Genomic DNA, 25,039 nt, shown 5'->3' with positions numbered 1-25,039 from the left:
CGGATAAACTGATACAATTTTATCTCTTTTTTGTCTTTATCTGCCACACTCATTATTATATCTCTCCACTGCCTGATAAAAAGCTTCAATATTGGCAAATGGAACTTCCGGAGGGGTATCACAACCACTTGAAATTACAAAATTCGGATATGAAGATGTGCGATTCAGAAGCTCCTCTGTCTGACGGGCAACTACTTCCGGCGAGGCCATCTTGAAAATACCAACCGGATCCAGATTACCCATAACCAATACATCTGCAGGACAAACTTTCAGCGCTTCTACCATATCAGCCTTATTTCCAAAATGATATCCTTTAGCACCGGTTTTCAACATGGCAGGAGTACAATGTCCTGTATTACCACAGTTATGAAGAATCACTGCAAACAAATCATCTTGTACCTCTTCAATGATCTGCTTTACATATAATGAAGAATACTGAAAACAATCTTCATCAGAAAGTAATCCCGCCGCTGGCTCTGCCATTACGACTCCGGCCACTCCTGTTGCCTTTATTGCCAGACAATAACTAAGAAGGAATTCCGTGCATTTTTCAAGTAATAAAGTAGCAGTCTGAGGTTCAGTATATATCGCCATCATTATTTCAGTCATATCAAACAACCGTCCGGCAAGTGAATAAGGACCTATACAACCGGCAAAGACAGGTTTATTTATTCCGGCAGCAGCCATAGCATTCGCCTTCAGATACTGGGGAACTCTGGCACTATCCAAAGAAGGAATCTGTAATGCGTTCACCTCTTCAAATGAGGTCAACAAACGGCCTGTAACCGTAGGAACCTCATGTTCACTCATACAGAGTTGACTCCCAAAAGCTTCAGCTTCTACAGTCAGGTCCATAATGGCAGTACATGCCATAGCCTGGGGAAAGCGCTCATTCAAAGCATGAATAGCTTGGAAATGAACTTCGCCATCAGTCACGGCATCCAGTACTTTCTTACCTAATAATTCAATACCCGGATGAGTCATGATAGGCATAGACAAACTTTTATCAGAAGTAATTATATCTTCAATCCATTTTGATATATTCATGGTAATCACTTTTTTAATTTGTTTCTATTCTTATAGCAGTCTGCTTTGCCACAAAGCTCACAGCCATATTTACGTTTCACGATTCTCTCACCTACAGCAATTACTCCACTTACCGATTTAATGGGAGACATTAGAGAGGACTCACTCAAACGAACTCCACAAGGTTGTTCCGGCAGTAAAGAAAATAAAAACTTTTGCTGTGTCACATGCCAACCGCAATATCCCGGACTATACGGATGACTTACACCATATCCCAGTGGCAAAACATAGTTTTCAACTTTACTACACACTTCGCGTACAACTGCCTCCGCAATTGCAGAGCCCAAGGAATCAAGCAAAAACTCCTGCAAAATATCACCGGAAGATTTTACTTCATGCTGGAACTGTTCGAACTCCTGTCCAGCAGTAGCTATAAACAGTACATATCGGTCAGCATCCAACAAATAGGGAGTAATAACTGCACCGGTATGTAGCTCCATACCATCTATGCCTATATGATTTTTAGTTGCCGGGCTGGCTTCAAAAAAAGCATAAAGGCAACGTGGACGACATCGAACAGCAATCTCTTTTTTCAAAAGATCAAGTTGCTTTAGCATCTCTTCATCCGGGACATAACCAACTCCCATTGAAAGATAAATATCTTCCGAATTAAGTTGAAGTGCATTCCAAGGTAGCTCGTATTGATAAATCTCCCTATTCATCATAAGATTCTTTTCAAAAATTAATTTGCAGCAATGAGTTTCTTGGCCATTACAACAGCAGCGTTGGCATTACTGGTATATGCATCGGCACCTATTGCTTTTGCAAAAGCATCATTCACAGGAGCTCCTCCAACCATAATCTTCACCTTTCCTTTCAATTCGGAAGCTTCAACGGCTGCAACTACTTCCTTCATATAGTTCATGGTCGTGGTAAGTAGAGCCGACATACAAATAATATCCGCCTTATTCTCCAGAGCAGCACTGATAAATTTATCACTCGACACATCAACTCCCAGATTAATAACTTCAAAGCCACACCCTTCAAACATGGAAGCTACAAGATTCTTACCGATATCATGCAGATCTCCTTTTACAGTACCTATCACAATCTTACCAATATAAGAATCGACTTGTCCCTGCATCAAAGGTTTCAGGACATCCAAAGCACCACGCATGGCACGGGCACTCATCAGAAGATTCGGAACAAAAACTTTACCAGCCTCAAAACGACTTCCGATTTCCTCCATCGCTTTAATCATGTATTGGTTTATAATTTCATGAGGAGTCATTCCTTCTTCAACTGCTATTTTGGTTACTTTTACTGCATCTTCCAGTTTACCTACCAAAATTGCATCATATAATTCATTCAGATTATTCATCATTACTTTTCTATATTTAGGTTATTAATTTCTAAGACTTTTCAAAGTATCAAATAAAGCAACTACATTTTCAATCGGAACATTAGCCTGTATATTATGCACTGCATTAAAAATAAAACCTCCATCACGCCCCAGGATCTCACACTGTCCTATCACATGACGACGGATTTCATCGGGAGTACCAAAGGGCAATATTTGTTGCGTATCGATTCCCCCACCCCAAAAAGTGAGTTGAGAACCAAACTCTTCCTTCAGCCTATGTGAATCCATATCTTTGGCATTAATCTGTACCGGATTGATAATATCGAACCCCGCCTCTATCAAACCCGGAAGGATAGGAATAATAGCCCCACATGAATGTTTGAAAACTTTCCATGTAGTATGCTGATGTATCCAGTCATTCATACGACGATAATGAGGCAACCAAAGTTCTTTGAACGTATCAAGAGAGCAGAACTGAGATTCCTGAGAACCGAAATCAGTTCCACAAGTCAGTACAACATCGATTTTATCTCCCAATATATTCCAAAGTTTTTCATAGTTGGCTATCGCGATATCAATCTCTTTCTCAAATACCTGATGGAGATAATCCTGACGCATAGCTGTCGACATATACCATTCTACGACACTACGGATACCTTTCGGTTCTTTCAATCCCATACCCGGAACAAATGCTACATCCCCTAAAGCCGTCCCTCCGAAACTGGCAACTACGGCTTTTCCTGAACCAGACACCTTATCCACTAGTTCTTTATAGTAAGCAAGGTCAGCATCCGTCAACAATGTAAACTCTTCAACATTATCTTCGGGATTCAATTTTTCTTCATCAATAGGTTGCTGTCTTTCAATGGCATTGATAAAATAACATCCTTTGGGCATCACAGCACTGGGAGGATATGTTTTATCACCACCGGCATAAACATAAACATCTCCCTGACTATCCGGCGTAAGATCCATACTCAAAGGAACTAATACACGCTGCCCCCACGGAGTGACCTGTTCATGAAGTTGTGTGGTATCCAGATCAAATATATCCTTCGCTCCACCAATACCTATACAATCTACTCCCAACAGTTCTGCAAGTTCCTCATCAACTTCACCCAACATTTGAAAAGCATCCACTATTTTCACAGGCTTAGACTCCAATCCATAATGATTTCGTAAAGCTTCTACAATACGGCAATGAATACCTGTCACTGCAGTAGAACCAAAATCTACCGGAACATAATCAGTATTCTGATGATTCAGTGCCTGGAGCACTCTATCTCTTGATTTACTCATGATATTTACATTTTAAAAGTATATCTTTTGGTTATCTCAATTTCTTTTTGCTGATAAATTTGTTCAGAAGAACCACCAAGCATCAATGTAAAACGACCGGGTTCTACAGCCCACTCTTCATTTTGCATATAGAGTGCCAGTGATTTCTTATCTAACCGGAATGTTATTTCCTTTGTCTCACCAACTTTCAAATGTATCCGTTGAAATCCACATAACTGCTTAAAAGGAGTAGTAAAGCTGGCCACTTCATCACGAAGATAAAGTTGAACGACCTCATCTCCATCCCGTGAGCCTTCATTCCGTACCTTCACTGAAATATTTACCAGGCAGCTATCTTCTGCTTCTACAACCTCCGCCTTCAAGTCCGAATAATTGAAAGATGTATAGCTGAGTCCATAACCAAAAGGATAGCGAGGTGTACCCTCTTCTTCTATGTATTTACTGCGGTTTCCTTTCCGTTTTGTATTATAATATACCGGAAGCTGTCCCACAGAGCGTGGTACTGAAATAGTCAAGCGCCCGGCTGGATTATAATCACCGAACAATACATCGGCAACTGCATTTCCTCCTTGCATACCCGGATACCAGGCGTCAACGATAGCATCGACTTCTGCTTCAATACCTTCCAGTAATAAGGGGCGCCCTTTAATCAATACCAATACAATAGGTTTATTTAATTTTCCCACTTCTCGTATCAGTTCCCGCTGTCTTCCCAGCAACTCAAGAGTAGAACGATCATAGCCCTCTCCACTCTCCATATCACTGATATGACTATCAGAGACTTTTGCTGCACCCGTTTCTTCATACTTTGAAGAAAAATCACGGGCACTGGAACCACCCATCACCATTACAACCACATCCGACTGCCGGGCTGCTTCTATTGCTTCCTGAAAACCCGATTTAGAAGAATCACGCACAGCACACCCTTTAGCATATATAATATGTGTATCATTGGAAACTTTCTGACGGATACCATCCAATACCGTAACTACCGAAGATTCACTTTGAGGTGCCGTATAATCTCCCAGCATATTGTATATATTATCAGCATTCGGACCAATAACCGCAATAGTCTTCATCTTTTTATTCAAAGGGAGCAACTCATTCTTATTCTTTAATAAAATGATGGATTGACGAGCTACTTCACGAGCCAATTCCAGATGTTCTGTTGATGCCACGACTTGTTCCGGTTCCCGCTCATCAACAAAAGGATGATCAAATAAACCCATATGGAACTTTAGAGCAAGTATCCGGCTGACAGCTTTATTAATCACAACCTCCTGCACATCTCCCCTTTTTACGGCATTTACCAATTGCCCGGCATAAACATTTGTTCCTAAATCACTATCCACACCCGCATTTACAGCTTTCACTGCTGCCTCATAATCCGTATCTGCAACTCCATGTTCCCGAAGCCCTCCGATTGCATAAAGATCAGAAACGACAAAACCTTTAAATTGCCAACGTTCTTTCAATAATCCGGTTAATAAATTAGAATTAGCAGTACAAGGAATACCATCGATTTCATTATAGGAGCTCATCACAGACAATGCTCCGGCAGCAACAGCTTCCCGGAAAGGGGGATAAATAACTTCTTCCATTTCCCGATTACCAACATGAGCACTTCCTCCATTATGTCCGCCTTCTGTCCAGCCATAAGCAGCAAAATGTTTTAAAGTAGCGATTACTTTACCTTTAGTTCTTGGAAACTCACCTTGGAAACCTTTTACTAAAGCAGCCCCCATCACGCCATTGAGATAAGCATCCTCACCATACGTTTCTTCTACCCTGGACCAGCGGGGATCACGGGCCAAATCAAGTACCGGACCATAACCGATATGCGCTCCCTGTGCACTTGCCTCAGTAGCAATAGCACGCCCCATTTTTCTGATTAACTCAGGATTCCAGGTACTGGCCTGCCCAATAGACGTCGGAAATACAGTTGTTCCGATAGCCATGTGTCCATGCGGACACTCTTCTGCCAAAAACAGGGGAATTCCTAAACGCCCATGTTCTATTGCATATTTTTGAAGCATATTTGAAGCCTTGGCTGCCAATGCAGGAGTTAACCCGGTAGTCAACGTACGTTGTGTCCATGGGTCAGCACGCATAAATCCCCAAAGCGAACCAGTGTGATACTCTTCAATCTCCCGAACCAATTGCTCAGTCAGGCGGATTGTATTCCCTTGGCGCTCATACATCGGCCATCCTAAAGAAGTAAGCATCTGGCCGACTTTCTCTTCTAGAGTCATCTGAGAGAGTAAAGCACGGACACGTTCTTCTACTGCAAAAGCAGGATTCTCATAGATATCAAGATGGCCGTTCTTATTCAGATCATAGTAGGATATTCCTGTTTTTTTATCTTTCTTCGGCTTAATATAATCTGCTCCTATTAATTGTCCAGATACCATCAAGCCTAACAAAACTGAGCATATGACTTTCTTTTTCATTTCATCTGAATGATTTGGTTTATTTCATTCACAATATCCGCAACAAGCTTCACTGTAGTGTCGATATCATATACAGAATTCAGCCCCTGTTCTTCTTGTCCCGGATCCCCCATATAGTCGTCTCCTTTTTGCCAGAAAAGATGTTGTGGTTGTGCAAATCCTCCCCAAGCCCAGAAGTTGCATCCTTGAAATACACTTTTTTGTATAGCATGTTCTTTTACTATTTCAAAAATTTCTTCATAGTACCGGTCTCTCAGAACTGTAGAACTCTTCCTATCAAACATCACGCTATCTCTCGGCAGTCCAAATTCTTCAAGAACTAACGGTTTATTCATTTTTTGTGCTTCCGCAACATGTACATCAATATATTCACGAGTATTTGCAATGGCTTTATCCAAGGTTCCCGGAATATCAGTCTTATCTATCCACCCCCAATTATTCGGCCAGATGTGAATCGTTGAATAATCTATATTGATATCCTGATGGAGTTTCACCCACAAACCCAAATCTCCTTCACAACCTGCCATACCTTCCGAACCAACGGAGATCAAGTGATTAGGGTCAATAGACTTAATCAGTGCAGCACATTCAGCTATCCATTTAGCAAAACTCTCCTTATTTTCCTCACCAAACGGACGGGGCTCATTACCTATCTGCCATGCCATGATAGCCGGATCATCACTGTATTTCAGCTTAGTATAGCGGTTGACACGACTCACCACCTGACGTACATGATTCTCAAATAATTTATGGGCTTTCTCTGATTTTGCATACTGGGCAACATAGTTTGAAAAGGCATTCCATCCTGCCACTTTAGGCATAGGTATTTCACCATGACCACTCCAATAGAGGTATTGTGAATATCCTCCGGACCACTCCCAACTGTTATTTAAGAACAGTACGGCGTGCATACCTCTTTTGCCCAACTCCGACAGGAAGAAATCTAAGCCATCAAAAATAGTATCATTATACACACCGGGAGCCGTTTGAAGCGCTGGTTCTGCTTTTGTCATAATTCCATCTATTCCATCTGCGCCAACTAATACACGCAAATTAGTAATACCATTGGCTTTCATGAAATCAAGTTCTTTAAGCAGACGTTCCCGATTACCGCCTTGCCCCTGTGATCCTAATATAGCGGCATACCAAAAATTAGTGCCAATATAATAATACGGTTTATCATTGACAGAGAAACGTCCATCAACAATCTTCACAAAATTATCTGTCTGCGTAGGTGCTTTCACACATGCTCCCAACAGCAGAAGAGTGAAAAAGAGAATACTTATCTGTTTCATGGCTATTTGTTTTTTCTATAATATTATTTCATTTGGTCAGAACATAAAAATCCGGTGCTTCATCAGCAAATAAAATCAAAGAGTCTTCTTTAAACTGATAAAAATCCGATGCAGCAGGATGTCCTTTATAAGGAGCAAAACCTGACCAGGTACACAAATAATTCAACTCTACTCCTTCAAAATATAAAATATTCAGTAGTTGTGAATACCATAAAGAGTCTCTAGTCTGCGTTCCAGTCTCAGTAATAGCAGACAGCTTATTATGTTCCTTGGCATATTTAGTCAGAATGCGAGATTTCAATACGACTAAACTTGTATCTCCACCATCCGGCCTAAAATCCCAATAATTATCCATACCTACTACATCCACATACTCATCTCCCGGATAGCGCTCCAAAAACTCCTTTTCAGTCGTAAATCCACAATCAGGAGAAAATGCATATAAAAAGTTATGTACTTGCAGAGAATCCCTTAAATAGGTGACAGTAAAACGGTAGAGTTCTTTGAACTCTTCTACTGTACAATGGTTCCTTCCCCACCAAAACCAATTTCCATCAAACTCATGCCAAGGTCGAAAAATAATAGGAATCAGTTCACCGGCATGATTCTTAGCATTATGGGCAAAGTCTGCAATAATCTTCAAATCGCTTTTAAATGTTTCATGACGTGATCCGCCAGGAAGAATATGTTTCACCACCTGCGTAGTATCATAGAAATTATTCCCCGTAACCGGATTATAGTAATGCCAGCAAAAAGTGAGCACATTTCCACGCTCATAAGCAGCATAAAATTTACTCTTAATATAATCCAGATTTTTCGTCTCCCAACTGACCGGATTCGTGAAATGCAGAAAATCAAAACTGGCCATGGCCGGATAAGCCCCTGTCACATCATAAGCATCACAACGATTCTGTTCATCACGCCAACGGCTGGTATCCGAATTAAATCCATCCATTTCATAATTGTGTTGCCCATATACTACATACTTTCCGGTCATTTGCTTCAGATTATGAAACAGAATAGCAGTTAAGTCGGTAGCGTGTTTATCCACTAAGCCCAATCTGGTATCTTCCAAAATCCGCTGACGAGAAGAGGTACATGCAGAAACTCCACATAGAGCAATCACTATATAAATATATACTCTTTTCATTTATAATCTATTTTAATGATTTCAGAAGCATTACTTTCCATATCATCACTGCTAACGGCCGTCACACGATAAAAGTAAGTTCCTTTCAAAGAAGTGCCGTCCAAATCTATCCCATTATCATAAAAAGAAGTTGTCTGTCCTCCTACAAATGTTATAAAGGAAGAAGCATCCGTTGCAAAATCAGAAGATTTACTACGATAAATCCGATACATATCCACATCAGGATTTTTTTCCCACTTTAACCGATTACTGGCAGTGAGTCTTACAACCGGAGAAGGTAATTTATTACTTCCACTGCCCGTCACAATAATTGTATGGAGTCGTGCAGGTGCGTCTGCCGGATACATAGCCACATTACGGGAATCAGAGGCAGTAATATAATATTCCATTCCTTGAATAGAAAACTCTTCAGCAGGAACAGTTACCGCAAAAGCAGCTCTTATTCTATGTTTAAACGGTATCTGCTTCCACTCTTTACAACCTATAGTACGATAATGAAGCACAGCAGAAAGATCTTCAACGGAACGATTATCAACCATAGACAGCTTTATGTTAACATCATGTCCCTGAGCAACCGAGGTCACTGGAGAAGGATTTACAATAACAGGAGCCTCATTATCGGCATCACCAGCTAAGCAATAATACGGAATACTAGGAAGACTTCTATTTCCATCCGTATCAATCACATATACTGTATAGGAGGCTTTTCCATTAAATGTATCGACATATTGATTAGCACTGATAGGTAGTGATGCAATTTCCTTACCATCCCGGCACACAACAAAAATGTCTGCTCCCGGTTCTTCATTACGCCATGTCACCAACGCTCCATTTTGCGTTCCTTTAGCAGTAACATGGGAAGGAGCTTTCACTCTTTGGTATTTACGTAATTTATTTATCTTCTCTACGTAATTCTGCTGTACAAAACGGTTCTGTGTACTCATAATATTTCCAAAAGATGAAATGTCATCAATACGGTACAAGAAACTACGAGCCCAACTATCCATTTGACCCGGCAAATCAGTCCATTGGTATTTTTCAAACTCAGAATTTAGTGCAATATGGTGTTTAGCACCTGCAATACGTGCACGTAAATGAGATAATCGTTTCTTCTGCCCTAAATTAGTAACCACAGCCATGCAACTATCAATCGTATTCAATTGCTTTTCAGCCAATTTATTAGCCTGTATTATATCGTTGAAAGGATGAAAACTAACATAAAGAGAATAAATTCCTTTATCTATTTTAACTGGAACAGTCAAGCTTTTCCATGTCTGCCACCCTTCTGTGTTTTTTACATCAATCGAAGCAATAATAGGTCCATCAAGCTTCCCTACCGAAATAGTAATAATACCTCCATTTGAAGCAGAAGCAACTCTGAGGGATATGAAAGAAACATCATCCTTAAAATGAACCTGATCATATTTCAACCAATCACCAGCCATTATATAACCTACACATTCTCCTCCCTCATCACTTGGCGCATTTTTTGTTCCTTTCTTTTCCTGAAAGTTTACTGCATCTATCTTCATAAGTTCACCATGTTTTCCGGCAAAGGATAACGACTGAATATTCATTAAAGGATAAGTATTTACAACCTCATTAAAACCCGGTGTCGCCTGACACTCTGCAAAATCTGTAGCAAATGGTTCATTTTGATTTATAATGGCAGTAATCGGTTTAGCAACAGACTCTCCATAATTTGTTTTAGCATAGTCTCCATAAACTTTTTCCGAAGAGTTCAATTCTTCAGCTTCATACCAAGGTGCTTTACTTATATACCACATTTTAGGAGAAACTGCATCCGTTAAACGCCAAGTTAAAGCATAAAATCCTTTCATATTCTCCGAAGCTTTCTCATAAGCATGAATTGTTTCTGATAAATCCACATTATAAGGATAATAATATTGTGAACTACTCCAATCTCTCTCTAACCATGGACATCCCCAATATTCACGCTCTCCATATATATTCCCCGGTTCAAACGCTGCGGAATAATAAGATATCGGAGCACAAATAACATCTTTCGGTAGGCGAGCAACAGATTCCGCCGTCATTCCCCAACCTGATACAACAATGTGAGTTGACGGTGAAAGCCGCTTCATATCTTCATAAAAACCATCAAAAACCCTCTGCCATTTAGCATAGAAAATAGAATCTTTGCTCCCCTCTGATTGAAAACAGAACAAATAGTCCAAATATGGATATTGCTTGGCTAACTGTGCTGTTTGCGCAGCAATTACACCGCGTTCATCAGCAGATACTTGATATTCAGGAAGAATCACATCAATGTCAAGTCCTAATCCAATCTTTACTCCGCGCTGATGTGCATAATCTATCACCTTACGAAAAACGGTTTCACCTTTTTCTTTTATCTGACTATTAGTCAATGTCTCATTATGAAGTCCATAATCTGCTCCAAAATCATAATCATCATAAATTTCAGAAGCCCCAAAACGGTATTCATTAATATCCCATCCCGGACACAACCAGCCATGTCCTGTTTTTATAGTCGGCATCCACCCTCTGGATAAATAGCCATTATATTCAAAATTATAAAAAGTTTCATTATGCCCGCAAAAACCATTATAATTATGAATCATAATAAAATTCATACGCATTTTTGCCGCTTGATCAATAACATACCTCCAATCATTCCAGGAATAAATAGTAGCTGATTGCGGGAAATTGGTCCATGGAAGAAATCCTCTAATACGCATTTGAGGAGTACGTACATCGCTTATCACAGGAAGGTGACCTCTCATTCTTTTTTCAGGCAAGATATCACCACTCATATAAAAACGCACTCCCAAATGATCCTCGAGTAAGCCATATACTCCATAAAGTAACCCGCAAGGATCTGTTCCGGCAATCAATAAAGTACGACGACCTGCATTCTTTACTGTTTGAAGTATATACCCTTGTTCTCCTGGCTTCTCTTTTAGCTTAAGTATACCTTTCTTTTGCCAATCATCCACTAATGGATTATCTAATGTAGTTAATATAAAATCTGATTTTAGATTTGTCGAGGCTGTCCTCTCGATATTCAAAAGTTTACCGGATAGCTGATAATAGTATCTCTGCAGTTCCGATGCTGCATAGTTTTCTAATGAGGTTCCACTACCTATTTGTAAAATCTGTGCTTGAACAGGTAGAACTAAAACAGCTATCAGGCAATATCCTAATAAATATTTCTTCCAATCTTTCATCATCTCTTCAATTTTGTTTCAAGATAAGACTTCAAATCATTGTATTCTCTCCATAAACGCTGGTTTAAAGAGCTTAACACACCTAATTCTCCACGAGAATGAATTCTTTGCATATAAGTCTCAAACATATCTTTCACCGGAGCCGCTATAAGGCTACGATAAGCCTCTTCATATTCTTCGAACGAACTGGCCGCAACGCCCTGTCTGTCATTCTTCTTAAGAATAAATGCAGGCATCATAGCTTTATCAACCTCTCCCAATAGCAATTCAAAACGGAACATTGCAATGAAACGTTGCAAATTATCTCGCTGGCTGCCCTCTGTTTTTTTCAGTACCTGTTCAGCAGTCCGAATCAAACTTTCCCGCAGTTTCACATTTTGATCATCCAATAATCCCCATTCAGGAGTGAAGGCATAAAATTCTGGTGAGGGGACATTCCATTGTATTTGTTTAATATCCATTTGTGCCAACAGAGGAGCCAATAGTTTTGCAACCTTATTACCCATATCCTCAGTCAGATATTCTTCATATAACTGTTCTACAGTCTTGTTGTCTGTCTTATTTGAAGCAAAATGAGCAAATGTTCTAAAATTAAAACGAGGCTCTTCCGTACGCCAGTGAATAGCAATCACCCCATCCAGATTCTGCTTTGCAGCAAGTTTCACATGATCACGCATCATTTCTACACGTGGTTGAAAATGCCAAAGCTGATGATCTCCCTCTAACCAAGGTACTGCCCACACAGTTCTGTTCTTAGCTATATCAGACAAGAATTCAGGCTGTGGACTTTTTCCTAAATCAGGATTTAAACAACTGAATATGATATCCTTTGGCAGAGCTCTGTCCAGTCCTTTCAATAAGGAAGGTAATTGATGACCGCCTCCCCATCCTCCAAGAATTACTTTTGCATTCGAACCTTTAGATTTCAAATAGTCCGATGTCAATTTCATATATTCAAGTGCCCAAACTCCGACAAAACGGGCTGCACTATCAGCTGCCTCTTTAAAATAACCTTGTCCGGCGTTATATGCTTCAGCAAAAGAAGCATTCTCCAAAGCTTTCTCTATATTCACTCCCATAAATGAGTGTTCATTCAACCATAACCAGACATAATCAATATCAGGATAGGTTTCCAAAACATTATCAAGCGCTGCATAATGTATCTCTATCGCTATCTGACTTTTTGGATTCGGAATCATGTTAGACTCCCCAGGCCAGTAAAAACAGTCGCCCGCTACATTCAAAGAAAAATATTCAGGAGGAATTACTCCAAATTCAAATCCCATTGCCATACGTATACCACGTTCATGAGCCATGCTCAAAACATCACGCATCAACGTCTGCGATTTCTCATAATGCTCTCGTGGAGTAGAAGAAGTTACAGAAGCATCACTACCAAAAGCCTCCGCACCTTCCGGCAAAGAAAATACACGGTCAGTACCGAAAGCATAATCTTTCACTTTCATGGGTAAATACCCCCAACGTGCAGTAAGAGAATTATCAAAACAAGCTTGAGGAAGAATATCCTTATATTCTATCTTGATCATCGGTTCCACATAAGTGGCATAACGTTCACCCCCACCGGTATAATTATGAAATCCAATAAAATTAATACCATATTGCTGACATTCGTCCAGATAATCCCGATAGTCTTCCAAATTCCAGCCCGTAGGACCTGAAAGAAAGTTATGCCAAGGAAGTACTCCTCTAATATTAAATTTCTCTTGTGCCAACAAACTGACAGGTAAACATAATAGAATAAATATATATTGGATTTTTCGTATCATCATTCAAGCTTTTTTAAAGGATAAAAGAGAGGTAGCCCGTTTTTCATAACTGCCTCTCTTTTGAAATTATACTCTCATCTGAAAAACTGTTCTTTTAACCTTATAAAAGGATATAGCCAGTACTTAGTCTTTAGGCACAATACGGAAATTGTCAAAACTGATATCGGTATCTTCTGCATAACTGTTACCCATGATCTGTAGAACACCATCGGCAGGAACACTTCCCTTCCACATTGTACCCAATTCAAGAGTTACTGTCTGCCACTCACCATTTGTATTTAAAGCAAGTCCTGAAGCAAAAGGTTCCCAGTCATAATTTATCTGAGAGAAATAGAAGCGAATCTGACGCTTAGTCAAAGGCTTCAATGTATTCACTTCAAACTTCAGCAAGTAATTATTTTGATTGGCCAGTACTTCCGGGAAATACTCAACAGCAAGTTGTGAGATACCAGTCACTGAATTCCAGTCCCAATCATTTGCATCGCCTTTGGCTATATTGAAGCGGCAATATTGTCCGCTAATAGCTACCGGGGTAGGACCACTACTCAGATATTGTCCACCTCCCCATCCTGTAAATGGGTCATAATCACATAGCATATTGCCCTTTTCTTTATATTTTCCAGGAACCATTACCTCTCCTGCAACCGGACTGACAATTTTAACTTTAGCACCAGCTACAGCATCAGCAGGAAGTTTGAAATATAAAGTATCCTGTACCGCTCTTACAATTTCCATCTCACGGTCACCAAAGTATAACTTACCCGATTCAGTAGTTATCTCATACAGATCAAAATAGTCTCCCACAATTTTCATCATTTCGCCTGCAGGAGTGAATTCATTATACATACCATCAATCCGCAAATCCGGGACAAAGACAGAAAGAGGTGTGGTTACCGTTGCGCTACCAGTTGACAAGGTTATCAGATTATTTACATTTTCAGGAATCACCCTCGGAATAGGAAATGTAATTTCATTGGATGTTATGTATGCCTCTAACATGTCTACCGGAACATCATTCACTAAAATAGATGTAACAGCATTCAACCCAGTACCTTGCACAATAATATATTGTGCAAGATTAGCTTTATCAATAGCTTCCTTACGGTCAGTCACCGTAGACACCTTTGCTACACTTAAGGGAGCAATCGCTTCATCATCATCAGAGCAGGATGAGAATGCACCACACCCTAATATCGCCAAAACTAATAAAGTATATTTTAATGTTTTCATTGTTTCTTCATTTAAGTTTATACAGAATACTCATTACCAACCCGGATTATTAGAGTCAATCTTATCATTGGCATTGACTTCACTAATAGGCAGCGGATAAAGCAAATTACGTTCCAAACGACGTTTAGTAACATTATGCTCATCCATATCAATAGCATTCATTACTCCCAAATAAATACCCCAGCGGAATAAATCGTACCGACGATCTGCTTCATACGCCAACTCGCGGGCACGTTCTTCAAGTACAGCAGAACGGAACTCATTCTGATTCATGCCAGAGAACGGAGTCGCATTTGCACGTGTACGGATTCTATTAACCTGATTATAAGCCTCAGCATCCGGTCCACCATTCAATTCATTCACAGCTTCCGCATAAATCAGCATAATATCCGGCAAACGAAGCAGTGGAAAATGGAAATCACTGTTCTTTTGTTTACGATCTGTCACAAATGTAAATTTAGTCAACTTTGCTAATGTCCAACCTTCGCCTTCCTGATATACTTCCGTACCATCAAATGCATTGCCTTCACTATCATAAACCTCTTTATTGGCTACTTTATCAGCATACCAACGTGGATAATAATTATAAATCACCTTTCCATTAGAAATACCACCAGAAGCATACCGGTGTATAACTCCGTCTACAGCACGCTTATCTTTCTCTTCAAAAAGTAAATACCAGTGGTCACGCATTCCATACCAGTTACCTTCCATCGTACCGTCTTCCTTAAAGATACCTACATAGTCCTGGCAAATCGTATTACCAAAATCAGCATCAGCACTTTTAGCCTGAGCCATCCAGATATGTTCCCCCTTATTACGGTTAGCAATGGACCACACATCCATATATTTATCAAACAAGGTATACTCCTGTATTACTTCCCATGCCTTATCACGTGCCAGCTCATAATACTTTTTCGAATCAAAACTTTCATATCCGGCCACAGTTTGTGCGGTATGCGTAATTGCTTGTGGTTCCGGATTAGAAGGTTTTCCACCTTTAACAACAATGGGTACTCCGGACATTGCCCCTGATGCCATTGTTGCATAAACTTTTGCTAATAGTGCTTTTGCTGCACCACTTGAAGCATGTCCTTCGATAAAACCCGCATCATTTTTAGAATACATATTCTCTGCCTGATCCAGTAGTTCAATAATATGTGCATAAACATCAGCTACGGAAGAACGAGCCTGATGCATATCTTCACCTTCTGATATAGATTTTCTGAAAATAGGTACCGGACCATAATTTCTGACCAGATTAAAATAAGCCCATGCTTTCAGGAAACATAATTGTCCTAAAGCATCTTCCTTACTTTCAGGGGTTAGATTGTTCATTGCAGTAATCTTAGAAGTAGCCAAATTAGCACGATGAATCAAAGTATAACACCCTTGCCACATGTGGTCTATTCCCCAAAATCCCTGCGGATTACCAGCTCCCACATTACCAAATGCCCATGAAGCACCAGAAGCATAGTCACAATCCATATTCGTGAGATATAGATAAGAACCCGGAGCAATAAAATTGGTAATAATGGTATTGTAAGCTCCTGTTACAAGTTGTGAAGCAGCGCTTTCACTGTCTCCCAACTGCTCAGGAGAAACAAAATCGTATGCTTTCTCTTCCAACAGGTTGTCGCAAGAGCATGCAGCCACAGCCGCCCACAACAATATGACTGATTTTAATATAATCTTTTTCATAACTTTCTTTGAATTGAATTAAACGTTAGAATGTACATTGCAAACCGAATGAAAAAGTACGGCTACTTGGATAAGAGAACATATCCACTCCACGACGTGAAGAATCGCTACCGAAAGAGTTTACATCCGGGTCAAACCAACTATAACCGGAGATTGTAAATACATTGCTTACAGAAACATATAGATTCACTGATTCTATCCCTTTAAATGAAGGTATCCATTTATAACCCAAATTAATATTTTTCATTCTGAGGTAAGATCCGTCTTCTACATAACGATCAGACAATTTCATAGTTCTACCATAACCAGCATAAGCTTTCGGCCATTTCGCAATCGCTCTGTTCTCTGGAGTCCACCGGGTATTATACATTTCCTGTGGAATATTACCGATACCGCTCATTGTTACTTCCATCAAGTTAGCATTGAAAATATCACCTCCCACACATCCTTGCAGAAAGAAACTCAAAGAGAAGTTCTTATAAGAGAAATTATGCGTCATACCAAATGTAAAATCAGGATTGGTATCTCCAATAATCTGGCGGTCAGCGTTTGTAATACCGGCTACACCATCAAGGTCCTTATATTTCACTTCACCAATCATAGCTTTACATACAGCATCCGATTCATTGGCATAGAAAGGATCTGATCTCACCTCTGCAATGTTATCATAGAATCCGTCTTCTACAAAACCATAAATTGTACCGATCGGCAATCCATTACGTTGCAAGAAAACATTATCAGCTTTACTCCATCCTTGTGCAAACTGGTCACCGGGAAGTCCACTAATCTTATTACGGTTGAAAGAGATATTTGCATCGAAATCCCAATTAAAATCCTTTGTTGCCACTGCATAGAACTTACCGGAGATTTCAAGCCCCTTATTGGTTACATTACCAAAGTTCGTAGTCATGTTAGAAAAGCCTGTACTTTGAGGAATCTGTATATTCTGCAACAAGTCTGATGTCTTCTTATAATAAAGATCAACTGTTAAGTTTACTCTGTTCTTAAAGAATCCCATATCCACACCCACATTATATTGACTGGTTGTTTCCCATTTTAAATCCGGATTTGCCGGACCTCTCCAGGTTAGGTTGGCAAAACCACTGGCAAGCGCACCATTAATAGGATAATTGGCCACAGTCAAATAGTCGCGTGTAGCATAAGCACCAATAGCCTGATTACCTGTCTGACCATAACTTGCACGTACTTTCAGGTTACTGAAGATATTCAGTCTCTTAATAAATTCTTCTTCCGAGGCACGCCATGCAATAGCACCTGATGCAAAGTTCGACCATTTATTACCAGGAGCAAACTTACTGGAACCATCGCGACGGAAAGAAGCAGTGAACAGATATTTGTTCATTAAACTATAATTGGCACGTCCCAGGAAAGAAACCAAAGAAGTCATGCCGCGCCCACTGGTCGGCTTACCCGGATTAACGGCTGCACTCATATCATAATCTTCTGTTATATCTTGCGGAAAACCGGTGGCAGTCATGGCTTTATTACCATAATCACCTTTTTCATAAGAAAAAGCAATCACTGCATTCAAAGAGTGATTCTTATTAAACTCTTTATTATAAGTAGCCATTGTTTCGAGTACCAGATTCTTTGCCCAGTTATCAGCTTTAGAAGCATAGCCGTTCACCGGGTCCTTACCCTCCACAGTCTCACGGTTATAATACACATTACGTTCGTTTCCATTATAAGAGAAACCTACATTCTGACGAAGTTTTAAATCTTTAATCGGAGTAATTTCCAGATAAGAAGAAGAGAAGAACGTATTAGTAGTCAATTCATCTTTTGCTGCACGCGTATAAACATACGGATTGGAAGAGAACCAGTTCAACTGAGCATTATTCGTTTCATCATCTAAAGGAGCAGTAGCTGGATAAAACAAAGTTCCACGAATAATACCATCACTTACAGAGTTTGTCTTTGCCAACTTATTCAATGAATTAGTGAAACTCATATTAGTTCCGATTTCAATCCACTCATGTACTTTACGAGCTACATTTGCACGGAATGTATAACGCTTATAACCAGAGTTATTTATAATACCCTCCTGGTCCAATATGTTACCGGAAATTGCGTAATACCCTTTATCACTGGAGCCACTGACACTCAAGTTATATTCCTGAGAGAGAGCTGTTTCAAACACTTCATCCTGCCAATTTACACTTGGATACTTACCAGTTCTGTAATCGTCCGGTCCCGGAGAGTATATCGCTTCTCCTGTAGCCGGATCAACAGTGGATGTTCCCGGATAAGGTATTTTTTCATTTGCCCCATCATACTTATTAAACATCTCAGCAGCCTCATTACGATATTTAGCATACGTATAGCCATCCAGCATATCCATCTTCTTCACCACTTTTGAGATTCCGAAATTAGCACTGAAGCTAATATTATCTTTGCCTTTAGCACCACGTTTTGTCGTAATCAGTACAACACCGTTGGCACCACGTGAGCCATAGATAGCCGTAGCAGAAGCATCTTTCAGGATTTCAATAGATTCAATATCTGCCGGATTGATGGCAGAAAGCGGATTGGTCGTTTGAAGCATACCATCCTTACCGGTCCCCGGAGTACCACTGGTTGTGAAAGGAATACCATCCACAATATAAAGCGGTTCCGTAGATGTAGAGAATGAGTTTGCACCACGGATCTGAATACTTACACCTGCTCCCGGAGCACCATCATTCTGATTAACCTGTACACCAGCAATACGCCCCTGCAAGCTTTGATTGATACTGATCGGATTGGTTTTCATCAACTCATCACTCTTAATACTGGTGACCGATCCCGTTAAATCACTCTTCTTCATCGTACCGTAACCAACTACCACGACTTCATCAAGCAATTCCGTATCCTCTGCCATTCTTACATTCAGAGTTCTCTGTCCAGGTTTCAAGGTTATCGTTTGTTCCTTATAACCTATACATGAGAAGACCAGCACATTTTTCCCTTTAGGGACATTCACGCTATACCGACCTTCCGTATCAGCAATGGAACCTATCCCGGCATCCTTAACCAACACATTGGCTCCAATCAATGGAGAACCATCGTTAGCATCAGTAATAGTACCGGTAACGATGGATTCCTGAGCCATCACATGACTACTCATTAAGAGCGTCATCAGAAACAACATAATGTTTTTCATATATAACACTGATTTAAAATAATAAATTCTTCAACGTTGCAAATATAGCTGCCGTCTCCATGATAAACAAGTACAATTTTATCATTAACTAATACTATTCCGACACTATGCAATAAGTATCTGATTAGAAGGCATACCCCATTCAAACACGTTATATAAAACGAGTTGAAGAGTTTTTACCTAATATAGTTAAAAGTTAAATTAATACATTTCAAGAAAAGTATTCCTATATTATATTATCCCAATATAGGAATAAAAAAGTATCATGCCGCAGACTATAAATTATCCATTAAAACAATCCTTTGCCCTAAAAAAAACACCTATATCCTGACTCAACTAACCTTATTCTACCCTTATTTCAAAATTCCTATTTATTCCTTTCGATAGTCCTTCCTGACCACTTCCCACAAACAAGGAATATTTCCCCGGAAGCATCTTCCATATTCCTTCCTGCCATATAGAAAGCTGGCGGGGAGCAATTGTAAAAGTAACCGTTTTACTTTCACCCGGTTTCAGATCCACTCTCGCAAAAGCCACCAATTTCTTTAACGGGAAAGTATAAACCGGAGTATTTTCACGGGAAATATATACCTGAACAACTTCTTCTCCTGCTACATCACTTATATTTTTAATTTCAATAGAACATTGCAAAGTACCATCCGGACGAACCACACCATCACTTTGCAAATGTGTATACTCAAAGTTCGAATAACTTAAACCGTGTCCGAATCCGTAAAGAGGCTTGCTTGACAAATATTGATAGGTACGCCCTTTCCAAATATCATAATCCAAAATATCCGGCAACTGCTCTTCCGATTCATAAATAGTCATCGGTAACTTACCCGATGGATTTTCTGAACCAAACAAAATGCCAGCCAAAGCCTTACCTCCCTCTTGTCCCGGATACCAAGCTTGAAGAATAGCAGGGACATTTTCTGCAGCCCATTTTGAAGTTAACGGATTTCCTGTGTGGAGTATCAAGGCAGTACGAGGATTCACTTTATAGATTTCTTTTAGCAGCAATTCCTGTGTCATAGGTAAATAAATGGAAGGCAGGTCACGATTTTCACGAGCCAACTTTTCATCATTCCCCAAAGCAACCAATACTAAATCCGCCCCGGATACAAATTCTTTCACCTTATCTATTTGATCTGAATTTCCAAAATCAGAAACCAACATACAAGCAGCCGCACCCGTCTTATTTATATATTCTATTTTAACTGGCATTTTTCTGCCTGCCTCAAACGGAACCTCTACAGAATAAAACTGTAAGCCACGAGCATTCCATTTATCCAAAACTAAACGATCATTCAACCAAATACGCACTCCACCATCCGCATACATACCAATAGTATGTTTGCCACTTACCGGAGCTTTCAGATATCCACTCCATCTGACAGAATAATTATTTTTAGTTAAACGTTCATCCGGCGTACCATCTCCCCAGTCAAAACCCACAGTCTTATCAATTCTTGAAAACAAAGGGATATTACCCAGATTGTGCCCACTTATATAGTCAGCAGTAAGTCCCTGGCTCACCCCATCAGAAGCTACCAAATACTCCGAACCAACCGGAGAAATCACGGAAGTGCCTTCCATGTATGAAACCTTCACTTTTTTACCTACTAAATCTTTAACACCCTGAAGCAAAGAAACGTTATGAACAGGTTTCCCACTATATCCGCCCAGATAATTATTATCAGCAAATGGACCGACGATAGCAACAGAACGTATCTTCTTCTTATCTACAGGCAAGAAATCATTGTCATTCTTTAAAAGTACGATGGATTTAACCGCAGCTTCATAAGCTAGCTTCCCAAATTTTTCTCCTGCAAGTAACTTTTTATCATAATGATTATAGGGAACAAGTTCAATAGGGTCGAATTCACCTAATTTAAAACGTGCTGTTAATACACGAGTCAAAGCCTTATCAATAGCTTGTTCTGAAACCAATCCCATCTTTACAGCTGCTACCAGTTTCTCGCGATAGGTTCCCCCACATTCCAAATCACAACCACTATTGATACCTAAAGCAGCAGCTTCCTCCAATGAGTTTACAACCCGGTGCTGCCAGTTCATGACTCCAATAGCTCCACAATCAGAAACAACAAATCCGTCAAATCCCCACTCTTTTCTCAGAACATCTCCTAAAAGCCAGGTTGAGCCACTCGGAGCCACTCCGTTAAAGGCATTATAAGCAGTCATTACAGATTGCGCATCCGCTTCCTTTACGCATGCCTCATAAGCCGGAAAGTAATATTCATACAACTGCTTGGTGGGTATCTGTGAAGAACTGGAGAAACGGTCATTTTCTTGGTTATTGGCAACAAAATGTTTTATTGTAGCAACCGTCTTCAGATAATCGGGATGATCTCCCTGTAATCCCTTCACAAAAGCTACCCCCAAACGGGAAGTCAAATAAGGGTCCTCACCATAAGTTTCCTCATTCCGTCCCCAGCGGGGATCACGAGCCATATTAATAGTAGGAGACCAATAAGTAAGCCCCTTTCCTATTTCCAAATATTTCAGGCGAGCCTCTGTAGAGATGGCAGAAGCTACTTTCTTAATTAATAATGTATCCCAGGTAGAAGCCAGATTAATAGCTTGTGGAAACACAGTCACTTCACCCGCACGAGCCACTCCATGCAGGCATTCATTCCAATAATTATATGAGGGGAGATTCAGGCGCGGTATGCTATCTGTTTCATTAGAAAGCTGAGCCACCTTTTCTTCAAGTGTCATCTTGCTGATGAGATTCTCTACACGTGCAGATATAGGTTGAGATAAATCGCCAATAATTCGCTCCTTCACTCCACGCACTTCCACTTTTCCACTTGCATTGAAAGCCGGACAGTCATCACATCCACCATTGTCCTGGGCCTTCAATGAAATATTTGCTAATATAAATGCTCCAACTAATAAAGACTTTCTCGCTTGCATATTTTCCAATAGATTAGAATATGTTTTTCTATTTGCAAATGTAGCGATATCCTAATACTCCAACTGATATTATTTTATCCTTTCATTGTACAATTCTTCGTTGAGTAGGGAAATACCTCTTTTAAGAGTAAGACAAACGATATGCCAAATACTAAAAGTTCAAAATCAGATCACTATCTTCTTCTTTCTATAATTCTCCCGGAACTCTTTCGGCGAACAATCCTTCTTCCGTTTAAATATCCGGTTGAAATTGGACAAGTTATTAAAACCACAGTCATAACATATCTCAGCAATCGTATGTGCAGAGTCCACCAGTAAACGGGTAGCAAAACCAAGACGGATATCTATGATATAATCAGAAAGCGTCTTCCCCGTACGCAACCGGAAAAAACGGCTGAATGAAACAGGCGTCATGCCTACCATATCCGCCAAAGTATTCAAGCGAATATCCTCCTGATAATGATCGGCAATATACTTCTGCACTCTTTGCACGCGACGACTATCTGAGAAAGTTTCTATTTTAGCAAAAGAAGAACTGGACAATACTTTCGCATCATCATATTGCGATAGCTCATAAAGTATTCTCAAGAAATGCATCACTGCATAAAAACCTTGTTCCTCCGAAGCCAGTCGATCCAACCAATTATATACTTTCATAATGGCCTGCATAGGAAAACTAATACCGCACTGAGCTTTCTCCAGCATACAACGAATACTATCGAACTGGTTCTTATTCATAAAGTTCTTGAAAAACAAGTCGGGCGAGAACTGAATTGTAATCTCACGGATTTCTTTAGAGTCACATTCATGCTGTTCCCACACATGTTCCAACTCTTTGCCGGTTATCAACACCAGATCATAATCTCCGATAACTTCGGCTGAATCTCCTACCACACGGCGGACACCGGCCGCATGCTCTGTAAAGTTGAGTTCAAACTCAGCATGACAATGAATAGGATAAGTAAATTCTGTCTTACGACGATCGGCAATATAAAAACAATCGCGATCGGACAAGGGAGTAATTTCCCTCATGATGTAATTTGAGCTTTCCATATTGACTGGTTAAAAAAGTATCATGTTGCAAATATAATCATTCTTTATTAATACAATAATTAATAAGCCTGATTTTATTTGCAATCTTCACAACGCTCCTATTCCGACATCTTTCACTAAGAAATCCGCTGTGCTTTGCTATACTTTTCGACAGTACAATCTGTTCTTTTCCGATAAAATCACTTACTTTTGTATTCTCACTTAAACTTAATAGCAATGATAAACCCCATTTACTCTCCCGACAGCAGTCGGTACGACAACGGCATGAAGTATCGCCGTTGCGGACGAAGCGGCATATTGCTGCCCGAAATATCATTAGGTTTGTGGCACAACTTCGGCGACGTCAATACTTTCGCTAATTCACAGGCAATGGCACACCACGCTTTCGACAAAGGGATTACCCATTTCGACCTTGCCAACAACTACGGTCCTTCCTACGGTTCAGCAGAAGAAACTTTCGGAATGATCATGAAGAAATCGTTCATGCCTTATCGTGACGAACTGTTCATTTCCACGAAAGCAGGACATGATATGTGGCCCGGCCCTTACGGCGAATGGGGGTCCAGAAAATACTTGATGACCAGCCTTAATCAAAGCCTGCGACGCATGAATCTGGATTATGTGGATATCTTCTATTCACACCGCTACGATCCCGACACTCCGTTGGAAGAGACTCTGCAAACCCTCGTAGATATTGTGCGGCAAGGCAAGGCCCTGTACGTCGGTATCTCAAAATATCCGAAAGCAGCAGCCGAATTTGCCTACCGTTACCTGGCAGAAAGAGATGTGCATTGCCTGCTTTATCAGGGAAGATATAACATTTTCAACCGCGAACCGGAAGAAGAAGGTATCCTGCAACAAGCTAAGGAAAACGGTACAGGCTTCATTGCTTTCTCTCCTCTGGCACAAGGTCTATTGACAAACCGTTACCTGAACGGTATTCCCGACGACTCACGCATTGCCAAAGGTGGGTTCCTGAAAAAAGAGGCATTGACTGACGAAACGCTGAAGAAGATAAAAGCCCTGAACAAAGTTGCCACGCAACGCGGACAAACTCTTGCAGAAATGGCTCTGGCATGGCTGCTGAAAGATGATATGGTTACCTCAGTCATTATCGGAGCAAGCTCTGTAGCACAGTTGGATGACAATCTGCAAAGTATCAAAAATACGAAATTCACAGCAGAAGAATTAGAAAAGATCAATCAGATAGATAATCTGAAATAAACTGATAATAAGGACTTGTTTTATCGTCTACAGGCAGGTAAATCAGTTCCTTTTAAGAGTAACGAGCGTTTCCACGAAAGGGAACGTTCGTTTCCATTAAGGAAAACTCCAGTTTCTACATGAAGAAACAGGCGTTTTTACGTGAAGAA

At 40.2% G+C, this 25,039-nt stretch carries 15 protein-coding genes; 1 reads left to right on the top strand and 14 read right to left on the bottom strand.

The genetic code is table 11. The annotated features are described in order from the left end of the window. Positions 1-36: 36 nt before the first annotated feature. The 14 genes from DW182_RS14655 to DW182_RS14590 form a co-directional block, all read right to left on the bottom strand. A complete protein-coding gene (locus tag DW182_RS14655) occupies positions 37-1,047 on the bottom strand; it encodes a uroporphyrinogen decarboxylase family protein (RefSeq protein WP_118295960.1) in 1,011 nt (336 codons plus the stop codon). Between the two features lie 5 nt (positions 1,048-1,052). Next, positions 1,053-1,751, bottom strand: a complete 699-nt coding sequence (locus DW182_RS14650) for a vitamin B12 dependent-methionine synthase activation domain-containing protein (RefSeq protein ID WP_021967927.1) — start codon at positions 1,749-1,751, stop codon at positions 1,053-1,055. 17 nt (positions 1,752-1,768) lie between these two features. Next, positions 1,769-2,407 (bottom strand): B12-binding domain-containing protein, encoded by a 639-nt coding sequence (locus tag DW182_RS14645; protein WP_029429433.1) that lies wholly within the window; start codon positions 2,405-2,407, stop codon positions 1,769-1,771. Between the two features lie 24 nt (positions 2,408-2,431). Further along, positions 2,432-3,688, bottom strand: coding sequence for a uroporphyrinogen decarboxylase family protein (locus DW182_RS14640; protein ID WP_118295959.1), 1,257 nt, complete (start codon positions 3,686-3,688; stop codon positions 2,432-2,434). 5 nt (positions 3,689-3,693) lie between these two features. Beyond that, complete coding sequence (locus DW182_RS14635; RefSeq protein WP_118295958.1) at positions 3,694-6,138, bottom strand: glycoside hydrolase family 3 N-terminal domain-containing protein; 2,445 nt, start codon at positions 6,136-6,138, stop codon at positions 3,694-3,696. After that, positions 6,135-7,433, bottom strand: a complete 1,299-nt coding sequence (locus DW182_RS14630) for a cellulase family glycosylhydrolase (RefSeq protein ID WP_118295957.1) — start codon at positions 7,431-7,433, stop codon at positions 6,135-6,137. Before DW182_RS14630 ends, DW182_RS14635 begins: the two co-directional genes overlap by 4 nt. Positions 7,434-7,461: 28 nt before the next feature. After that, a complete protein-coding gene (locus tag DW182_RS14625; protein WP_007660325.1) occupies positions 7,462-8,583 on the bottom strand; it encodes a glycoside hydrolase family 26 protein in 1,122 nt (373 codons plus the stop codon). Continuing rightward, positions 8,580-11,795, bottom strand: coding sequence for a carbohydrate-binding protein (locus DW182_RS14620; protein WP_118295956.1), 3,216 nt, complete (start codon positions 11,793-11,795; stop codon positions 8,580-8,582). The genes DW182_RS14625 and DW182_RS14620 overlap by 4 nt, the downstream gene beginning before the upstream one ends. Further along, positions 11,792-13,582 (bottom strand): hypothetical protein, encoded by a 1,791-nt coding sequence (locus DW182_RS14615; protein ID WP_233564165.1) that lies wholly within the window; start codon positions 13,580-13,582, stop codon positions 11,792-11,794. Before DW182_RS14615 ends, DW182_RS14620 begins: the two co-directional genes overlap by 4 nt. A gap of 120 nt (positions 13,583-13,702) precedes the next feature. Then, a complete protein-coding gene (locus tag DW182_RS14610; RefSeq protein ID WP_118295955.1) occupies positions 13,703-14,809 on the bottom strand; it encodes a glycan-binding surface protein in 1,107 nt (368 codons plus the stop codon). A gap of 33 nt (positions 14,810-14,842) precedes the next feature. Then, positions 14,843-16,510, bottom strand: a complete 1,668-nt coding sequence (locus DW182_RS14605; protein ID WP_118216648.1) for a RagB/SusD family nutrient uptake outer membrane protein — start codon at positions 16,508-16,510, stop codon at positions 14,843-14,845. Positions 16,511-16,535: 25 nt separating this feature from the next. Then, entirely contained in the window at positions 16,536-19,673 is a 3,138-nt protein-coding gene (locus DW182_RS14600) for a TonB-dependent receptor (RefSeq protein ID WP_118295954.1), read from the bottom strand. 342 nt (positions 19,674-20,015) lie between these two features. After that, complete coding sequence (locus DW182_RS14595) at positions 20,016-22,613, bottom strand: glycoside hydrolase family 3 protein (protein WP_118295953.1); 2,598 nt, start codon at positions 22,611-22,613, stop codon at positions 20,016-20,018. Positions 22,614-22,778: 165 nt separating this feature from the next. Continuing rightward, positions 22,779-23,666, bottom strand: a complete 888-nt coding sequence (locus tag DW182_RS14590; RefSeq protein WP_007660335.1) for a helix-turn-helix domain-containing protein — start codon at positions 23,664-23,666, stop codon at positions 22,779-22,781. A 216-nt stretch (positions 23,667-23,882) separates the two neighbouring features. On the opposite strand from DW182_RS14590, the gene DW182_RS14585 reads away from it, so the two are divergent. After that, on the top strand, positions 23,883-24,890 hold the full coding sequence (locus tag DW182_RS14585) for an aldo/keto reductase (protein ID WP_118295952.1): 1,008 nt from the start codon (positions 23,883-23,885) through the stop codon (positions 24,888-24,890). The last annotated feature ends 149 nt before the right edge of the window (positions 24,891-25,039 follow it).

It is taken from the genome of Bacteroides sp. AM16-24, assembly GCF_003471885.1.
Lineage (GTDB): Bacteria > Bacteroidota > Bacteroidia > Bacteroidales > Bacteroidaceae > Bacteroides.
This window is presented reverse-complemented; position numbering and strand designations above follow the sequence as displayed.

What these genes read in the sequence shown, in the direction of transcription:
- DW182_RS14655 (WP_118295960.1), bottom strand. Translation starts at nt 1,047, where the DNA reads ATGAATATATCAAAATGGATTGAAGATATAATTACTTCTGATAAAAGT.
- DW182_RS14650 (WP_021967927.1), bottom strand. Translation starts at nt 1,751, where the DNA reads ATGATGAATAGGGAGATTTATCAATACGAGCTACCTTGGAATGCACTT.
- DW182_RS14645 (WP_029429433.1), bottom strand. Translation starts at nt 2,407, where the DNA reads ATGAATAATCTGAATGAATTATATGATGCAATTTTGGTAGGTAAACTG.
- DW182_RS14640 (WP_118295959.1), bottom strand. Translation starts at nt 3,688, where the DNA reads ATGAGTAAATCAAGAGATAGAGTGCTCCAGGCACTGAATCATCAGAAT.
- DW182_RS14635 (WP_118295958.1), bottom strand. Translation starts at nt 6,138, where the DNA reads ATGAAAAAGAAAGTCATATGCTCAGTTTTGTTAGGCTTGATGGTATCT.
- DW182_RS14630 (WP_118295957.1), bottom strand. Translation starts at nt 7,433, where the DNA reads ATGAAACAGATAAGTATTCTCTTTTTCACTCTTCTGCTGTTGGGAGCA.
- DW182_RS14625 (WP_007660325.1), bottom strand. Translation starts at nt 8,583, where the DNA reads ATGAAAAGAGTATATATTTATATAGTGATTGCTCTATGTGGAGTTTCT.
- DW182_RS14620 (WP_118295956.1), bottom strand. Translation starts at nt 11,795, where the DNA reads ATGATGAAAGATTGGAAGAAATATTTATTAGGATATTGCCTGATAGCT.
- DW182_RS14615 (WP_233564165.1), bottom strand. Translation starts at nt 13,582, where the DNA reads ATGATGATACGAAAAATCCAATATATATTTATTCTATTATGTTTACCT.
- DW182_RS14610 (WP_118295955.1), bottom strand. Translation starts at nt 14,809, where the DNA reads ATGAAAACATTAAAATATACTTTATTAGTTTTGGCGATATTAGGGTGT.
- DW182_RS14605 (WP_118216648.1), bottom strand. Translation starts at nt 16,510, where the DNA reads ATGAAAAAGATTATATTAAAATCAGTCATATTGTTGTGGGCGGCTGTG.
- DW182_RS14600 (WP_118295954.1), bottom strand. Translation starts at nt 19,673, where the DNA reads ATGAAAAACATTATGTTGTTTCTGATGACGCTCTTAATGAGTAGTCAT.
- DW182_RS14595 (WP_118295953.1), bottom strand. Translation starts at nt 22,613, where the DNA reads ATGCAAGCGAGAAAGTCTTTATTAGTTGGAGCATTTATATTAGCAAAT.
- DW182_RS14590 (WP_007660335.1), bottom strand. Translation starts at nt 23,666, where the DNA reads ATGGAAAGCTCAAATTACATCATGAGGGAAATTACTCCCTTGTCCGAT.
- DW182_RS14585 (WP_118295952.1), top strand. Translation starts at nt 23,883, where the DNA reads ATGATAAACCCCATTTACTCTCCCGACAGCAGTCGGTACGACAACGGC.